11 protein-coding genes are annotated in these 15,574 nt (G+C 74.6%); 8 read left to right on the top strand and 3 right to left on the bottom strand.

Translation table 11 applies throughout. The features are described 5' to 3' along the window. Nucleotides 1–58: 58 nt before the first annotated feature. Nucleotides 59–994 (bottom strand): alpha/beta hydrolase, encoded by a 936-nt coding sequence (locus BLS21_RS16165; RefSeq protein ID WP_091220641.1) that lies wholly within the window; start codon nt 992–994, stop codon nt 59–61. 74 nt (nt 995–1,068) lie between these two features. Beyond that, on the bottom strand, nt 1,069–2,568 hold the full coding sequence (locus BLS21_RS16160; RefSeq protein WP_091220638.1) for a flavin-containing monooxygenase: 1,500 nt from the start codon (nt 2,566–2,568) through the stop codon (nt 1,069–1,071). 60 nt (nt 2,569–2,628) lie between these two features. On the opposite strand from BLS21_RS16160, the gene BLS21_RS16155 reads away from it, so the two are divergent. From BLS21_RS16155 to BLS21_RS16135, 5 genes are all read left to right on the top strand, one after another. Continuing rightward, nucleotides 2,629–3,756 (top strand): AraC family transcriptional regulator, encoded by a 1,128-nt coding sequence (locus tag BLS21_RS16155; RefSeq protein WP_217636161.1) that lies wholly within the window; start codon nt 2,629–2,631, stop codon nt 3,754–3,756. Further along, nucleotides 3,753–4,322 carry a hypothetical protein gene (locus tag BLS21_RS16150; RefSeq protein WP_091220818.1) on the top strand — a complete coding sequence of 190 codons (570 nt, stop codon included), beginning with the start codon at nt 3,753–3,755 and terminating at the stop codon, nt 4,320–4,322. Before BLS21_RS16155 ends, BLS21_RS16150 begins: the two co-directional genes overlap by 4 nt. Nucleotides 4,323–4,513: 191 nt before the next feature. Beyond that, complete coding sequence (locus BLS21_RS16145) at nt 4,514–5,287, top strand: (Fe-S)-binding protein (protein WP_091220637.1); 774 nt, start codon at nt 4,514–4,516, stop codon at nt 5,285–5,287. Then, nucleotides 5,284–6,822 (top strand): LutB/LldF family L-lactate oxidation iron-sulfur protein, encoded by a 1,539-nt coding sequence (locus BLS21_RS16140; protein ID WP_217636160.1) that lies wholly within the window; start codon nt 5,284–5,286, stop codon nt 6,820–6,822. Before BLS21_RS16145 ends, BLS21_RS16140 begins: the two co-directional genes overlap by 4 nt. Then, nucleotides 6,819–7,445 carry a LutC/YkgG family protein gene (locus BLS21_RS16135; RefSeq protein WP_091220634.1) on the top strand — a complete coding sequence of 209 codons (627 nt, stop codon included), beginning with the start codon at nt 6,819–6,821 and terminating at the stop codon, nt 7,443–7,445. Before BLS21_RS16140 ends, BLS21_RS16135 begins: the two co-directional genes overlap by 4 nt. 291 nt (nt 7,446–7,736) lie before the next feature. Here the strand turns inward: BLS21_RS16135 and BLS21_RS16130 are convergent, their stop codons facing one another. Beyond that, nucleotides 7,737–11,111: a pyruvate carboxylase gene (locus tag BLS21_RS16130; protein WP_091220631.1), complete on the bottom strand. Its 3,375-nt coding sequence runs from the start codon at nt 11,109–11,111 to the stop codon at nt 7,737–7,739. Nucleotides 11,112–11,327: 216 nt separating this feature from the next. Here BLS21_RS16130 and BLS21_RS16125 point away from each other — a divergent pair, with 216 nt between their 5' ends. The 3 genes from BLS21_RS16125 (at nt 11,328) to BLS21_RS16115 (ending at nt 15,526) form a co-directional block, all read left to right on the top strand. Further along, nucleotides 11,328–12,659 (top strand): cytochrome P450, encoded by a 1,332-nt coding sequence (locus BLS21_RS16125; protein ID WP_245700477.1) that lies wholly within the window; start codon nt 11,328–11,330, stop codon nt 12,657–12,659. A gap of 89 nt (nt 12,660–12,748) precedes the next feature. Further along, entirely contained in the window at nt 12,749–13,336 is a 588-nt protein-coding gene (locus tag BLS21_RS16120; protein ID WP_091220628.1) for a TetR/AcrR family transcriptional regulator, read from the top strand. Nucleotides 13,337–13,342: 6 nt separating this feature from the next. Beyond that, nucleotides 13,343–15,526 (top strand): MMPL family transporter, encoded by a 2,184-nt coding sequence (locus BLS21_RS16115; RefSeq protein WP_091220625.1) that lies wholly within the window; start codon nt 13,343–13,345, stop codon nt 15,524–15,526. Nucleotides 15,527–15,574: the final 48 nt, after the last annotated feature.

Raw genomic sequence — 15,574 nt, 5'->3', positions numbered from 1 at the left:
CGCGGCCCCGACCGGCGGTCCGCCGGTCGGGGCCGGGCGCGGCCGGACCTCGGGTTCCTCAGCCCCGGAGCAGCCCCCCGAAGCGCGCGCAGCTCTCGTCGATGGCGGCCTGCGCGGCCGGCGAGACCGGGCCCATGTCGAAGAAGCCGTGGATCATGCCGTCGTAGCGGTGCACGTCGGCGCGGACACCGGCGGCCTGCAGCGCTGCCCCGTAGGCCTCGCCCTCGTCGCGCAGCGGGTCGTACTCCGCCGTGACGATGACCGCCGGGGGCAGGGCGCTCAGGTCGGCGCCGTGCAGCGGGGACAACCGGGCGTCCTTCGCGTCCTCCCAGGCCCCGGCGTAGTGGCCGTAGAACCAGTCCATGGTGTCCTTCTCGAGGAAGTAGCCCTTGGCGTTCTCCACGCGGGAGGGGTACTCGCCCTCGGCGTCGACCGCCGGGTAGACGAGGAACTGCCCGACCAGCGGGGTGCCGTCGGCGGTCAGCTGCTGGGCCACGACGGCGGCGAGGTTGCCGCCGGCACTGTCGCCGGCGACCGCGAGCCGGTCGTCCCCGCCGAGCTCGCCGAGGTGCTGGGCCACCCAGCGGGCCGCGGCCACGGCGTCCTCGGCCGCGGCGGGGAACGGGTGCTCGGGCGCCAGCCGGTAGTCGACCGCGAGAACGACCGCCCGGGCACCGCGGCAGACGGTGCGGGCCATGTTGTCGTGGGTGTCCAGGTCGCCGATCACCCAGCCGCCGCCGTGGAAGAAGACGACGGTCGGGAAGCTGCCCTCGCCCTCGGGTCGGTAGACCCGCGCCCGCAGGTCGCCCTCGGCGCCGGGGACGGTGCGGTCCTCGGTGCTCGCCACGGGGACGAGCTGCTCGGGGGTCCGGGCGCCGTGGGTGAGCTGCAGGTACAGGGCGCGCCCCGCCTCGGGGCTCCCCTCGTACATGGGCGGCATGCCCGCCTCGTCCATCATGGTGAGCATCGCTGCGATGTGCGGGTCGACCGGCACGGAGGTCTCCTGACTCTGGGAGGGATGGGACGGCGGGACGTGCGGGCGTCCGCCGGTGGATCAGGTGGGGCGTCTCAGCTGTACTGGAGCGACTTGTCGTCGAGGTCGGCCGCGGGCAGCGCCGTCCGCTCCTCCGCGTACTCGAGCAGGTGGGTCCACGGCTCGCGGTCACCCTGCTTGAACATGAGGTGCATCGAGCGCATGACGTAGCCCGGGTTGAAGTTCTCCGGGTCGGCCCACGACCGCAACGGCATGTCCGCGTCCTCGGGGCGCAGGGTGGGGACGACGACGGTGGCGCCCTGCTCCTGCACGTGCGCCAGCAGCCGGCACACGAACTCGCTGACCAGGTCGGCGCGCAGCGTCCAGCTGTTGCGGAAGTAGCCGAACACGTAGGCCATGTTCGGCACGCCGCTGATCATGATGCCGCGCCAGGTCACGCGTTCGGTGAAGTCGACCGGCTCGCCGTCGACGGTGAACGCGACCCCACCGAAGAGGCTGAGGTCGAAACCGGTGGCGGTGACGACGACGTCCGCCTCGAGCTCCTCCCCAGAGGTCAGCCGGATCCCGGTCTCGGTGAACGTCTCGATGGTGTCGGTGACCACCGAGGCCGTGCCCTCGCGCAGTGCCGTGAACAGGTCCCCGTCGGGGACGACGGCCAGGCGCTGCTGCCACGGGCGGTAGCGGGGGTTGAAGTGCTTGTCGATGTCGAACCCCTCGGGGAGCAGCGGGCGCATCGACTCGACGAGGAACGCCCGCAGCTCGTCCGGGGACTCGAAGGACATCCGGGTGATCTCGTCGCTCTCGGCGATGTAGGCGCGCCGGAGGATCTCGTGCGTCCACTCGTCGGGGACGTCCAGGGCCCGCAGCGTCTCCGCCAGCTCGTGGGTCCTGGGGCGGGCGAAGAAGAACGTCGGCGAGCGCTGGAGCATCGTCACGTGTGCTGCGGTCTGCGCCATGGCCGGGACGAGGGTCGCCGCCGTCGCGCCGGAGCCGATGACGACGACGCGCTTGCCGGCGTGGTCCAGGTCGTCGGGCCACTGCTGGGGGTGCACGACCACGCCGCGGAACCGGTCCATCCCCTCCCACTGCGGGCGGTGGGGGCCGGAGTGGTCGTAGTAGCCCTGGCACATCCACAGGAAGTCGGTGGTGAACCGCAGGTGCTCCCCGGTGTCCTCGCGGGTGACCTGCACCGTCCAGCGCCGGTCCTCGGTGGACCAGCTCGCAGCGGTGACCCGGTGCCGGTGACGGATCACGCCGCCGAGGTCGTCCTCCTCGATGACCTCGTCGAGGTAGGAGAGGATCTCCTCGGAGGTCGCGATCGAGGGCCCGCGCCACGGCTTGAACCGGTAACCGAAGGTGAACAGGTCGCTGTCCGAGCGGGCGCCGGGGTAGCGGTGGGTCCACCAGGTGCCGCCGCGGGCCTCCAGCGCGTCGAGGACGACGAAGGACCGGTCGGGGAACCGTTCCCTCAGGTGGTGCGCGGCGCCGATCCCGGAGATCCCCGCACCGACGATGAGCACGTCGACGTGCTCGCTCCCCTGCTCGGTCTCCACCGCTCGTTCGGTCAGCGTCATGCCCGGACCTCCACTCTCTGCGTGACCTGCACCACTCGGACGGTAGGAACCGACCCCGGTGTGAGCCATGGCACAATCGGCCACGAGTTGTTCGATCCGGCCAACCCCATCGACGCCGCCGCCCGCGGGACGGGCAGTGCGGCGCTGCTGTGCGCGCTCGCGGCCGAGCACGGTCTGCCGCCCGCACGGGTGCTCGCCGGCACCGGGATGGACGAGGCGGCGCTCAGCGACCCCGCCGCGGAGATCACCGCCGCGCAGGAGGTGCGCCTCATCGCCACGCTCACCGACGAGCTGCCCGAGACGATCGGTCTGACGGCCGGCGCGCGCTACCGGCTGACCACCTACGGGATCTGGGGCTTCGCCCTCCTCACGAGCCGCACCATCCGGGAGAGCAACGAGGTGGCCATGCGCTTCCTCGACCTCACCTACGCCCTGACGCGCATCAGCGCGCACGAGGGCGACGGCGAGCTCGCGCTGTTCTTCGACGACCTGGAACTGCCCGAGCCGGTGCGGCGGTTCGTGCTGCTGCGCGACACCACCGCGGCCCTGCAGCTCTGGCGCGAGAGGCTCGGGGAGGTGGTCGTGCCGCTGCGCGTGGCGCTGCGGCTGCCCGCGCCCGCGGACCCGGGGCCGTACGAGGCGGCCTTCGGCGTGCGGCCCGACTTCGCAGCACCCCGCTCGGTCCTGACCTTCGACGCCGGACTGCTCGACCACCCCCTCCCCCAGGCGGCTCCGCTGACCGCCGCCCTGTGCGAGGCGCAGTGCCGCGACCTGCTCGAGCGCCGCCAGTCACGCCGCGGCACGAGCGGCCGGGTGCGCGACCTGCTGCTGCGGGACCCGCGGCGGATGCCCGGCCAGCAACAGGTCGCCGCCGCGCTGCACATGAGCGTGCGGACGCTGCGCCGGCACCTCGACGAGGAGGGGACGAGTTTCCGCGCCGTCGTGGAGCAGACCCGCGAGTACCTCGCGGAGGAGCTGCTGGTGACCGCGGGCCTGAGCATCGAGCAGGTCGCCGAGCGCATCGGCTACTCGGAGGCCTCGAGTTTCGTGCACGCCTTCCGGCGCTGGAAGGGCGTCAGCCCGCGCCGCTGGGCACAGGCTGCCCGCGCCGGCGGGGAAGCCGGCCGGCCGAGCGTCCCGACCGGCGTGGGTGGAGCGGCTACACCGTGGGTACCCGGGCGGCCATGAGCGGGAAGTCGGCGGAGGACTACGCGGCGGACTACACGGACCCGGAGCTGCGCGCGCGGCTCAAGGAGCAGATCAAGGCGGGCGACCGCGGCGGGCGGCCCGGGCAGTGGAGCGCCCGCAAGAGCCAGCTGCTCACGCACGAGTACGAGGCGCACGGCGGCGGCTACCGGCACGAGGGCGAGCGCACGGAGTCGCAGGAGCACCTGCGGGAGTGGACCGACCAGGAGTGGCGCACCGCGGACGGCGGCGACCGCGCCCGCGGTGCCGACGGGACCCGGCGCTACCTGCCCGACGCCGCCTGGCAGCTGCTCACCGACGACGAGGAGGCGGCCACCGACCGGCGGAAGCGGGAGGGCGACGAGCAGCACGTGGCCGACACCGACGCGGCCGAGGAGGCCCGGAAGGCCGCCGAGCTGCTCGACGTCGACGCCGCCGAGGCGCGCAAGCGGGTGTCGGCGATGAGCGGCGACTCCCAGCTCGACCGCGCCGAGCGGGCCGAGCGCGAGCTGGGCGAGGGCCGCAGGACGGTGCTCGAGGCGATCGAACGCCGGCGCGACCGCACCTGACCCGCCGCGACCGGGCCCCCGTCCCGCGCTCCCATCCGGAACGGCATCGACCGCGCCGCCGCGCCGGGAGGTCGTTCCTGGCAGAGTCCCAGGAGGGCACGGGGCGAGCGGCTGATGGCTCGCCCCGGCCCGGTCGTCCGGGAGTCGATCAGGGTCCGGCCGCGACGACGCGGCCGACGGGAGGGAGCGGCATGAGGGTGGCGCTGTTCGCCACGTGTCTGGTGGACACGGTGGCGCCGCAGGTCGCGATGGCCACGGCCAGGCTGCTGGAGCGGCTGGGCCACGAGGTCGTCGTCCCGGCCGGTCAGGCTTGCTGCGGGCAGATGCACGTCAACACCGGCTACCGGCGCGAGGCGGTGCCGATCGTGGCCAACCACGTGCGCGCCTTCGCCGGCGCGGAGGCGATCGTGTCGCCGTCCGGGTCGTGCGTGGCCTCGATCCACCACCAGCAGGCCATGGTGCTGCGGCGGGCCGGCGAGGACGAGCTGGCCGCCGAGGCCGAGGCCCTGGCCGAGCGCACCTACGAGCTCTCCCAGTTCCTCGTCGACGTCCTCGGGGTGACCGACGTCGGCGCCTACTACCCGCACCGGGTCACCTACCACCCGACCTGCCACTCGCTGCGGCTGCTGCGGGTCGGCGACCGGCCGCTGCAGCTGCTGCGCGCGGTGCGCGGGCTGGAGCTGGTCGAGCTGCCCGGCGCCGAGCAGTGCTGCGGCTTCGGCGGCACCTTCTCGATCAAGAACTCCGACACGTCGACGGCGATGCTGACCGACAAGATGGCCAACGTCCTGTCCACCCACGCTGAGGTGTGCACCGCCGGTGACGCCTCCTGCCTCATGCACATCGGCGGTGGGCTCTCCCGGCTGCGGTCGGGGACGCGCACCGTGCACCTGGCCGAGATCCTGGCCTCGACGGAGGACGCCGTGAGCCCGCACCAGACCACCCGGCCGGCGGTGCCGGCATGACCACCGCTCCCGAGCGCACCGACCCCACGCCGCTGGCCCCCGGCGCGCCCCGGTCCGGGACGACGTTCCTCGGCCTGCCCACCGCCCCCCGCGGGGTCGGTCACCTGCGCGGCGACCGGCCCTTCCCGGACGCCGCCCGCGACGCGCTGCGCGACGGCCAGCTGCGCGCCAACCTCGGTCACGCGACCAGCACGATCCGCGCCAAGCGGGCCCGGGTCGTCGGCGAGGTGCCCGACTGGGAGCAGCTGCGGCAGGCCGGCAAGGCGCTGAAGACCGCCACCATGGCGCGTCTCGACGAGCACCTGGTCGAGCTGGAGCGCCAGGTGACCGCCCGCGGCGGCACGGTGCACTGGGCGCGCGACGCCGAGGAGGCCAACGCGATCGTCACCCGGCTGGTGCAGGCCACCGGCACTGACGAGGTCGTCAAGGTCAAGTCGATGGCCACCCAGGAGATCGGCCTCAACGAGGCGCTCGAGGCCGCCGGCATCACCGCGCACGAGACCGACCTCGCCGAGCTGATCGTGCAGCTCGGGGACGACGCGCCCAGCCACATCCTGGTGCCGGCGATCCACAAGAACCGCGCCGAGATCCGCGAAATCTTCCTGCGCACCATGCCGCAGTTCCAGGGCGAGGGCGCCGACCGCGACCTCCCCGACGAGCCGCGCCGGCTGGCCATGGCCGCGCGCACGCACCTGCGGGAGCGGTTCCTGCGGGCGAAGGTGGCGATCAGCGGCGCCAACTTCGCCGTCGCCGAGACCGGCACCCTCGCCGTCGTCGAGAGCGAGGGCAACGGGCGGATGTGCCTCACGCTGCCGCAGACGCTGATCACCGTCATGGGCATCGAGAAGCTGGTGCCGACCTGGCGCGACCTCGAGGTGTTCCTGCAGCTGCTCCCCCGCTCCTCCACCGGCGAGCGGATGAACCCCTACACCTCCACGTGGACCGGCGTGACCCCCGGCGACGGCCCGCAGGAGTTCCACCTGGTGCTGCTCGACAACGGGCGGACGGCGGTGCTCGCCGACGAGGTGGGCCGCGAGGCGCTGCACTGCATCCGCTGCTCGGCCTGCCTCAACGTCTGCCCGGTGTACGAGCGCACCGGCGGGCACTCCTACGGCTCGGTCTACCCGGGCCCGATCGGCGCCGTCCTGTCCCCGCAGCTGACCGGGGTCGAGGACAACGCCTCGCTGCCGTACGCCTCGTCGCTGTGCGGTGCCTGCTACGACGCCTGCCCGGTGGCGATCGACATCCCCTCGATCCTGGTGCACCTGCGCGCCGAGCACGTCGAGGCGCAGGAGAAGACGACCCCCGAGGCGGCCGCCTTCAAGGCGCTGTCCACGGCGATGTCGCACCCGCGGCTGTGGCGGCTGACCCAGCGGGCCGCCGGTCTCGGCCGGCTGCTCGCCCGCGGGAGGCCGACGCTGCCACCCGTGCTGCCACCACCGGCCTCGGGCTGGACCCGCAGTCGCGACCTCCCCACCCCGCCGCGGGAGACCTTCACCCAGGCCTGGGCGCGGGAGCACGGGGGGCGGTCGTGACCAGCGCGCGCGAGGAGGTGCTCGGCCGGATCCGCACCGCGCTGGGCGAGCACCGGCCGGAGGTGGTGGTCCCGCGCGACTACCGCGCCGCCGACGAGCGCCCGGCCGAGCAGCTGCGCGAGGTCCTCGTCGACCGGCTCGAGGACTACAAGGCCTCGGTGCTGCGCTGCGGCCCGGACGAGGTGGGGGCCACCGTCGCCGCCGCGCTCGACGCGGGGCTGGGGCCCGGCTGGGACGCAGGCTCGGTCGTCGTGGCCCCCGGGGTGCCGGCCGAGTGGCGGCCGGACGGCGCCACCGAGGACGACGGCCGCCCCGCCGTCGAGCTGGCGGCGTTCGCCGCGACGCTGACCGGGGTGGCCGTGGCGATCGCGGAGACCGGCACGCTGGTGCTCGACGGTGGTCCGGTGTCCGGACGGCGGGCGGTCTCGCTGCTGCCCGACTGCCTGGTCTGCGTGGTGGAGGCCGGGCAGGTCGTGGGCGGCGTGCCCGAGGCGCTGCGACGGCTGGACCCGACCGCGCCGTTGACGATGGTCAGCGGCCCGTCGGCGACCAGCGACATCGAGCTGGAACGGGTCGAGGGCGTGCACGGCCCGCGCACGCTGGTCGTCGTCCTCGTCGCCTGACGCGGCCGGGGAGCATCGCAGCGAGGAACGAGCGAGGAGCGGACCGGCCGCGGAAGGCGACCCGCGGGCATCGTCGCCTGACGCGGCCGGGGAGCATCGACGGGGAGCATCGCAGGGATGCTCCCCGGCCGCTCCCGCGCGGATCCTGCAGCATGCGCCCTGGTGCAGCAGCGCCACCGCGCGTGGAACAGCGCGGGAGTGGCCGCCGTCCACAGATCCGGTCGGCGGCGCCCGTGACCCGGGCGCCGCCGAGGGGCGGCCGGCCGGCTGGGAGCCGGCCGGCCGCTGACCTCACGAGAGGACGACGAGCAGGTCACCGCCCTCCACCTGCTGCACGTCGCCGATGGCGAGCCGCTTGACGGTGCCGGCGACCGGTGCGGTGATCGAGGCCTCCATCTTCATCGCCTCGATGGTGGCGATCGGCTGCCCGGCCTCCACGGTGTCACCCTCGCCGACCTGGAGGGTGACCACGCCGGCGAACGGTGCGGCGACCTGGCCGGGGTCGCTGCGGTCGGCCTTCTCGGCGGCCTTGACCGCGGCCTCGATGGAGCGGTCGCGCACCGAGACCGGCCGCAGCTGCCCGTTGAGCGTGCACATGACGGTGCGCATGCCGCGCTCGTCGGGGTCGCTGATCGCCTCGATGCCCATGAGCAGGGTGACGCCGGGCTCGAGGTCGACGGCGTGCTCGTCGCCGGGCCGCAGGCCGTACAGGAACTCCTTGGTGGGCAGCACGGAGACGTCGCCGTACTGCTCCGCGTGGGCCTCGAACTCGCGGGTGGGCGCCGGGAAGAGCAGCCGGTTGAGCGTCTCCCGTGGCGCCTCGGCCAGCCCGCGCTCGTCGTCGGCCGACAGCTCGGCCGGCGGTTCGGCGGGACGGCGGCCCTCCAGCGCCCGGCTGCGGAACGGCTCGGGCCAGCCGCCGGGCGGGTCCCCCAGCTCACCGCGCAGGAAGCCGATCACCGAGTCGGGCAGGTCGAACTTGCCCGGTTCGGCGGCGAAGTCCTCGACGCTGACGCCGGAGCCGACCAGCTGCAGCGCCAGGTCGCCGACCACCTTGGACGACGGCGTGACCTTGACCAGCCGGCCCAGCAGCCGGTCGGCGGCGGCGTAGGCGTCCTCGACCTCCTCGAACCGCTGCCCCAGCCCCAGGGCGATCGCCTGCTGGCGCAGGTTGGACAGCTGCCCGCCGGGGATCTCGTGCCGGTAGACCCGCCCCGTGGGTGCGGCCAGGCCCGACTCGAACGGCGCGTAGACCCGGCGCACCGCCTCCCAGTAGGGCTCCAGGTCGTTGACCGCGGCGAGGTCCAGACCGGTGGCGCGCTCGGTGGCGTCGGTCGCCGCGACGATCGCCGACAGCGGCGGCTGGCTCGTCGTCCCGGCCATGGAGGCGACCGCGCCGTCCACGGCGTCCACCCCGGCCGACCACGCGGCCAGCAGGGTGGCCAGCTGGCCGCCGGCGGTGTCGTGGGTGTGCAGGTGCACCGGCAGGTCGAAGCGCTCGCGCAGCGCCGTCACCAGCCGGGCGGCCGCCGGCGGGCGGAGCAGCCCGGCCATGTCCTTGATGGCGAGCACGTGCGCGCCGGCCTCGACGATCTGCTCGGCCAGGCGCAGGTAGTAGTCGAGCGTGTAGAGCGTCTCGCCGGGGTCGGAGAGGTCGCCGGTGTAGCACAGCGCCACCTCGGCGACCGCCGTCCCCGTCTCGCGGACGGCGTCGATGGCCGGGCGCATCTGGGAGACGTCGTTGAGCGCGTCGAAGACCCGGAAGACGTCGAGGCCGGTGGCCGCCGCCTCGCGGACGAAGGTGTCGGTGACCGCCTCGGGGTAGGGCGTGTAGCCCACGGTGTTGCGCCCGCGCAGCAGCATCTGCAGGCAGACGTTCGGCACCGCCTCGCGCAGCGCGGCCAGCCGGTCCCACGGGTCCTCGTGCAGGAAGCGCAGCGCGACGTCGTAGGTCGCCCCGCCCCAGCACTCCAGGCTCAGCAGCTGCGGGACGGTGCGGGCGACGTGCCCGGCGGCGGCGAGCAGGTCCTTGGTGCGCACCCGGGTGGCCAGCAGCGACTGGTGGGCGTCGCGGAAGGTGGTGTCGGTGACCGCCAGCGCGGTCTGCCCCCGCAGCTCCGCGGCGAACCGCTCGGGTCCGAGCGCCAGCAGCCGCTGCCGGGAGCCGTCCGGCGGCGGCGTGCGCAGGTCCACCCGCGGCAGCTTCTGCACCGGGTCCACCAGGTGCGGGCGCTCCCCGTGCGGCTGGTTCACGGTGACGTCGGCCAGGTAGGTGAGCAGCCTGGTGCCCCGGTCGGCCGAGCTGCGCGCGGTGAGCAGGTGCGGCCGCTGCTCGATGAACGACGTCGTCACCCGTCCGGCGGCGAAGTCCGGGTCGTCGAGCAGCGCCTGCAGGAACGGGATGTTGGTGGCCACCCCGCGGATGCGGAACTCGGCCACCGCGCGGCGGGCCCGGGCGACCGCGGTGCCGAAGTCCCGGCCGCGGCAGGTGAGCTTCACCAGCATCGAGTCGAAGTGCGCGCCGACCTCCGCGCCCAGCGACGAGCCGCCGTCCAGGCGGATCCCGGCCCCGCCCGGGGAGCGGTAGGCGGTGATCCGGCCGGTGTCCGGGCGGAAGCCGTTGGCCGGGTCCTCGGTGGTGATCCGGCACTGCAGCGCCGCGCCCCGCAGCGCGATGGTGTCCTGCGACAGGCCCAGGTCGGCGAGGGTCTCGCCCGAGGCGATCCGCAGCTGGCTCTGCACGAGGTCGACGTCGGTGACCTCCTCGGTGACCGTGTGCTCGACCTGGATGCGCGGGTTCATCTCGATGAAGACGTGCCGGCCCTCGGCGTCGAGCAGGAACTCGACCGTGCCCGCGTTGACGTAGCCGATGGCCCGGGCGAAGGCGACCGCGTCGGCGCAGATCCGCTCGCGCAGCGCGGGGTCCAGGTTCGGCGCCGGCGCCAGCTCGACGACCTTCTGGTGGCGGCGCTGCACCGAGCAGTCGCGCTCGAAGAGGTGGACGACGCCGCCGTGGGCGTCGGCGAGGATCTGCACCTCGATGTGCCGCGGGTCGACCACGGCCTGCTCGAGGAAGACCGTCGGGTCACCGAAGGCCGACTCGGCCTCGCGCATCGCCGCCTGCACGGCCCCGGCCAGCTCGGCCGGGTCCTCCACCCGGCGCATGCCGCGCCCGCCGCCGCCGGCGACGGCCTTGACGAACACCGGGAACGGCAGCTGCTCGGCGGCGGCCAGCAGGGCGTCGAGGTCGGCGCTGGGCTCGGTCGAGGCGAGGACCGGCAGCCCGGCGTCGCGGGCGGCGGCGATCGCCCGGGCCTTGTTGCCGGTCAGCTCCAGCACCGACGCCGGCGGGCCGACGAAGGTGATGCCCGCCTGCGCGCACGCCTCGGCCAGCTCGGGGTTCTCCGACAGGAAGCCGTAGCCGGGGTAGACCGCGTCCGCCCCCGCCCGCCGGGCGGCGCCGACGATCTCGTCGACCGAGAGGTAGGCCCGGACCGGGTGCCCCTCCTCGCCGATCTGGTAGCTCTCGTCGGCCTTGAGCCGGTGCACCGAGTTGCGGTCCTCCCACGGGAAGACGGCGACCGTCTGGGCGCCCAGCTCGTAGGCCGCGCGGAACGCCCGCACCGCGATCTCGCCTCGGTTCGCGACCAGTACCTTGGTGAACACAGCACCCCTCCAGGGTCGGGACGGCGCGACGAGCCTCTCAGAACACCCCCGGTGGCGCGGCACCCCTCTGAGCCGTTCCCGGGGCCCTCCCGGCGTGTCCACGGCTCCCAGCGGTGCACTCTGCACCTCCGGGACGGAGGATCGGTGCGGGACGGCCTGGGGAGCGTGAACCCCGTCACGCAGGATGATGACCTGGCCGGGACGGGGAGGCGACACGTGGTGGTGCGCAGTACGGTCCGCTGGGCCGCGACGCACGGGGCGATGCGGCTGGCGATCCGGGCCCGCGCGCGGGCGGGCAACCCGGACGCCGAGGTGCTCGTCGACCCGGGGGTCCGCGAGGACCCCTACGCCCACTACGAGCGGCTGCGGACCGCGGCACCCCTCACCGGCGGCGCCTTCGCGCGGGTCAGCGTCCACCACGACGTCTGCACCGACGTCCTGCGCAGCGACGACTTCGGTCAGATCGGCGGGTCCCGCACCGAGGGCCTGCCGCCCGTGCTGGCCGCGGCGCTGCGGCTGGCCGGCCCGCGGCCGAGCGTCGGCCCGATCGACGCGCCGTCGATGCTCGCCGTCGACCCGCCGGAGCACACCCGCTACCGCCGGCTGGTCACCCGGGCCTTCAGCGCCCGGGCCGTCGCCCGGCTGCGCGACCGCACCGAGGCCATCGCCGACGAGCTGCTCGACGACCTCGAGCGCCGGGCCGTCGCGAACGGCGGCCGGGTCGACCTGGTCGCCCGCTACGCGAGCCTGCTGCCGGTCACGGTGATCTCCGAGGTGCTCGGCGTCCCGGTGGCGATGCGCGAGCAGTTCCTGGCCTGGGGCGACGGCGCCACCCCGAGCCTGGACATGGGTGTGGACCTGCGCACCCACCGCAGCGTCGAGCGCAACCTCGGCGAGCTCGACGCCTGGTTCCGCGAGCACCTGCGCCACCTGCGCCGCTCCCCCGGCGAGGACCTGCTCTCCACGCTGGTGGGCACCGCCGACGACGACGGCAGCGGGCTCACCGAGCACGAGCTGCTGGCCACGGCCGCCCTCGTCTTCGGCGCCGGGTTCGAGACGACGGTCAACCTGGTCGCCAACGGCGCCGCGCTGCTGTTCGCCCACCCCGACCAGCGGCGGCTGCTGGCCGCGGACCCGTCGCTGTGGCCCAACGCCATCGACGAGGTCCTCCGCGTCGAGTCCCCGGTGCAGCGGACCGGACGGCGGGCCAAGCGCGACACCACGGTGCACGGGGTGCCGATCGCCGAGGGCGAGCTGGTGCTGTGCCTGCTCGCCGGGGCCAACCGGGACCCGCGGGTGTTCGCCGACCCGCACGCCTTCGACGTCACCCGCGCCAACGCCCGTGACCACGTCGCCTTCTCCAGCGGCATCCACTACTGCCTCGGCGCCGCGCTGGCCCGGATGGAGGGCGAGGTGGCGCTGCGGGCGCTGTTCCAGCGGTTCCCCGGCCTCGCTGCCGCCGGTCCCGGCCGCCGTCGCCGCACTGTCGTCCTGCGCGGCTACGAGTCGCTGCCCGCCCTCGTCCCGTCGCTGACCCGCACCGGCTGAGCGGCGCACAGCCGGGTGTGACCAAGCAGACCGACCAGACTGGTCTGCGGACCGACCAGAATGGTCGGTGACGACGTACCGTCCTCCCCGTGGCACGACCGTTCCGGCAGCAGGTCGACGAGGGCATCCTCGACCGGGCCGCTGCCCTCTTCGCCCGGCGCGGGTTCGCCAAGACCTCGGTGCAGGACGTCGCGGACGCCGTCGGTCTGTCCAAGACCGGGCTGCTGCACCACTACCCGAGCAAGGACGCGCTGCACGAGGCGGTGCTCGCCCAGGCCGGCACGCTGGGCCGGCGGGTGCTCGACCAGGTGGGCGACCTGCCCCTCGGTCCGGCGCGCGACCGGCACGTGCTGGAGGTCCTGGTCGACGTCGCGCTGGCCCACCCCGGGCTGGTCGCGCTGCTGCTCGCGCCGGTGACCGACCTCGACGCCGAGCCGCACCCGGCCGTGACCGGCCCGGTGCTGCACGCCTTCGGCGTCGACCCCGAGAGCACCGAGCCGCCGCGGCTCGTCCGGGTCATCGGCGCGCTCGCCGCGCTGGCCGTCCTGACCCTGGCCGCGCACGCCCAGGACCGGACCACCGCGTGGCGGCAGCACATCGTCGCCACCTGCTTCGACGCGCTCGGCCACCGCCGTCCGGACGCCGCTCCTTCCCATCCCGACCAGGTGGAGGCCTGATCCCGCATGGCTCTTGTGTTGTCCCGGCTCGGTGCGTTCTCGCACCGGCACCGCGTGGCCGTCGTCCTCGTGTGGCTGCTCGTGCTCGTCGGCGGAGGCGTGGGGGCGGTGACCCTGGCAGGTGAGACGTCGGACAGCTTCTCCATCCCCGGCCAGGAGTCGACGACCGCGCTGGAGCGCATCAGCGAGGAGTTCGGCGCCGCGGGCGGCGCGACCGCCCAGGTGGTGGTCGTCGCACCGGACGGCCGGACGCTGACCACCCCGGGGAGCGCCGCGGCCGTGGGCGCGCTGGTCGCCGAGCTGGGCGAGCTGCCCGGCGTCGCGTCGGCCAGCAACCCGCTGGACCCGGCCGCCCCCTCGGTCAACCCGGAGCTGACCACCGGCTACAGCACCGTCACCTACGAGGCGCCGGTCGGCGAGGTCACCCCCGAGCAGCAGGACGCGCTGACCGCGGCCGTCGCGGACGCCGGGGACGGCGCGCTCACCGTCGAGGTCACCGGCCAGGCGATCCAGGCGCCGCCGCACGTCGGCGGTCCCGCCGAGGTGATCGGTGTCGTCGTCGCGCTCGTCGTCCTCGCCGTCACCTACGGCTCGCTGGTCGTCGCTGGCCTGAACCTGCTGACCGCGCTCGTCGGCGTCGGCATCGGCGTCCTCGGCATCACCGTCGCCACCGGCTTCACCGACCTGTCGTCGACCACCCCGATCCTGGCCGCGATGCTCGGCCTGGCCGTCGGCATCGACTACGCGCTGTTCATCGTCAGCCGGTTCCGGCAGGAGCTGCGGCGCGGTGCCGACGTCGGCACCGCGGTCGCCACGGCCGTCGGCACCGCGGGCTCCGCGGTCGTCACCGCCGGGCTCACCGTCGTCATCGCGCTGACCGGGCTGTTCGTCGCCGGCATCCCGTTCCTCACCCAGATGGGCCTCGCCGCGGCCGCGACGATCGTCGTCGCGGTCCTCGTCGCGCTCACCCTGGTCCCCGCCGCGCTGGGCTTCCTCGGGCTGCGCGCGCTGCCCAAGCGGCAGCGCGCCACCGCGCCGACGCACCACGCGGCGAGCCAGGGCTTCCTCGCCGGCTGGGTCACCGCGGTCACCCGCCACCGCCTGGTCGCCCTGCTGCTGACGGTCGTCGCGCTCGGGACCGTCGCCGTCCCGTTCTTCTCGATGCAGACCACGCTGGTGCAGACCCCGCCGGAGGACAGCACCCAGGCCCGGGCCGAGCAGCTGCTCGCCGACGGCTTCGGGGCCGGCGTCAACGGCCCGCTCACCGTGCTCTTCGAGGGCGACGGCGCGGTGCAGGCGGCGACCACGGCCGCCGGTGAGATCCCGGGGCTGGACGACGTCGCGATCGTGACCCCGCCGGTGCCGAACGCCGACGGCACCGCCGCGCTGGTGAGCGTGATCCCGCAGTCCGGCCCGACCGACCCGGCCACCGAGCAGCTCGTCACCGACCTGCGCGACCTGCTGGCCGACGTCGACGGCGCGCAGGCCTCGGTCACCGGAGCCACCGCGGTCAGCGTGGACGTCGCCGCCAGCCTGGACGCCGCCCTGCCGGTCTACCTGGCGCTGGTCGTGGGCCTGGCCCTGGTGCTGCTCGTGCTGGTCTTCCGCTCGCTGCTGGTGCCGCTGGTCGGCGTGCTCGGCTTCGTGCTCACCGTCGGGGCGGCGCTCGGCGCCACGGTCGCGGTGTTCCAGTGGGGCTGGCTGGCCGACCTGGTCAACCTCGAGGGCACCGGCCCGCTGATCAGCCTCACGCCGATCCTGGTCATCGGCATCCTGTTCGGGCTGGCGATGGACTACCAGATCTTCCTGGTGTCCCGGATGCACGAGGCGCACAGCCATGGCGCCGCGCCCCTGGAGGCCGTCCGCACCGGGTTCCGCCAGGCCGCCCCTGTCGTCGTCGCGGCCGCGCTGATCATGTTCTCGGTGTTCGCCGGCTTCGTGCCCTCCGGGGACGCGACCATCAAGTCGATCGCCTTCGCGCTGGCCGCCGGCATCGCCTTCGACGCCTTCGTCGTCCGCATGGTGCTCGTCCCCGCGGCGCTGGCCCTGCTCGGCGCCCGGGCGTGGTGGCTGCCGCGCTGGCTGCGCTGGCTGCCCACCCTCGACGTCGAGGGCGCCGCGCTGGAGCGGCCCGCCGCCCGGCCGCAGCCCCAGCAGCAGCCCGAGGTGGTCGGCGCCGGCGAGCGCTGACCCCTCCCGCACGAACGGCGCGGCCCGCCTCCCCTCGGGGAGGCGGGC

It is taken from the genome of Geodermatophilus siccatus (genome assembly GCF_900103785.1).
Taxonomy (GTDB): Bacteria; Actinomycetota; Actinomycetes; order Mycobacteriales; family Geodermatophilaceae; genus Geodermatophilus; species Geodermatophilus siccatus.
The sequence above is the reverse complement of the archived record's forward strand: the minus strand, read 5'-3'. Positions and strand labels throughout refer to the sequence as shown.

Coding starts and splice junctions, on each gene's coding strand:
- BLS21_RS16160 (WP_091220638.1), bottom strand. CDS start 2,568: ATGACGCTGACCGAACGAGCGGTGGAGACCGAGCAGGGGAGCGAGCAC.
- BLS21_RS16150 (WP_091220818.1), top strand. CDS start 3,753: ATGAGCGGGAAGTCGGCGGAGGACTACGCGGCGGACTACACGGACCCG.
- BLS21_RS16145 (WP_091220637.1), top strand. CDS start 4,514: ATGAGGGTGGCGCTGTTCGCCACGTGTCTGGTGGACACGGTGGCGCCG.
- BLS21_RS16140 (WP_217636160.1), top strand. CDS start 5,284: ATGACCACCGCTCCCGAGCGCACCGACCCCACGCCGCTGGCCCCCGGC.
- BLS21_RS16115 (WP_091220625.1), top strand. CDS start 13,343: ATGGCTCTTGTGTTGTCCCGGCTCGGTGCGTTCTCGCACCGGCACCGC.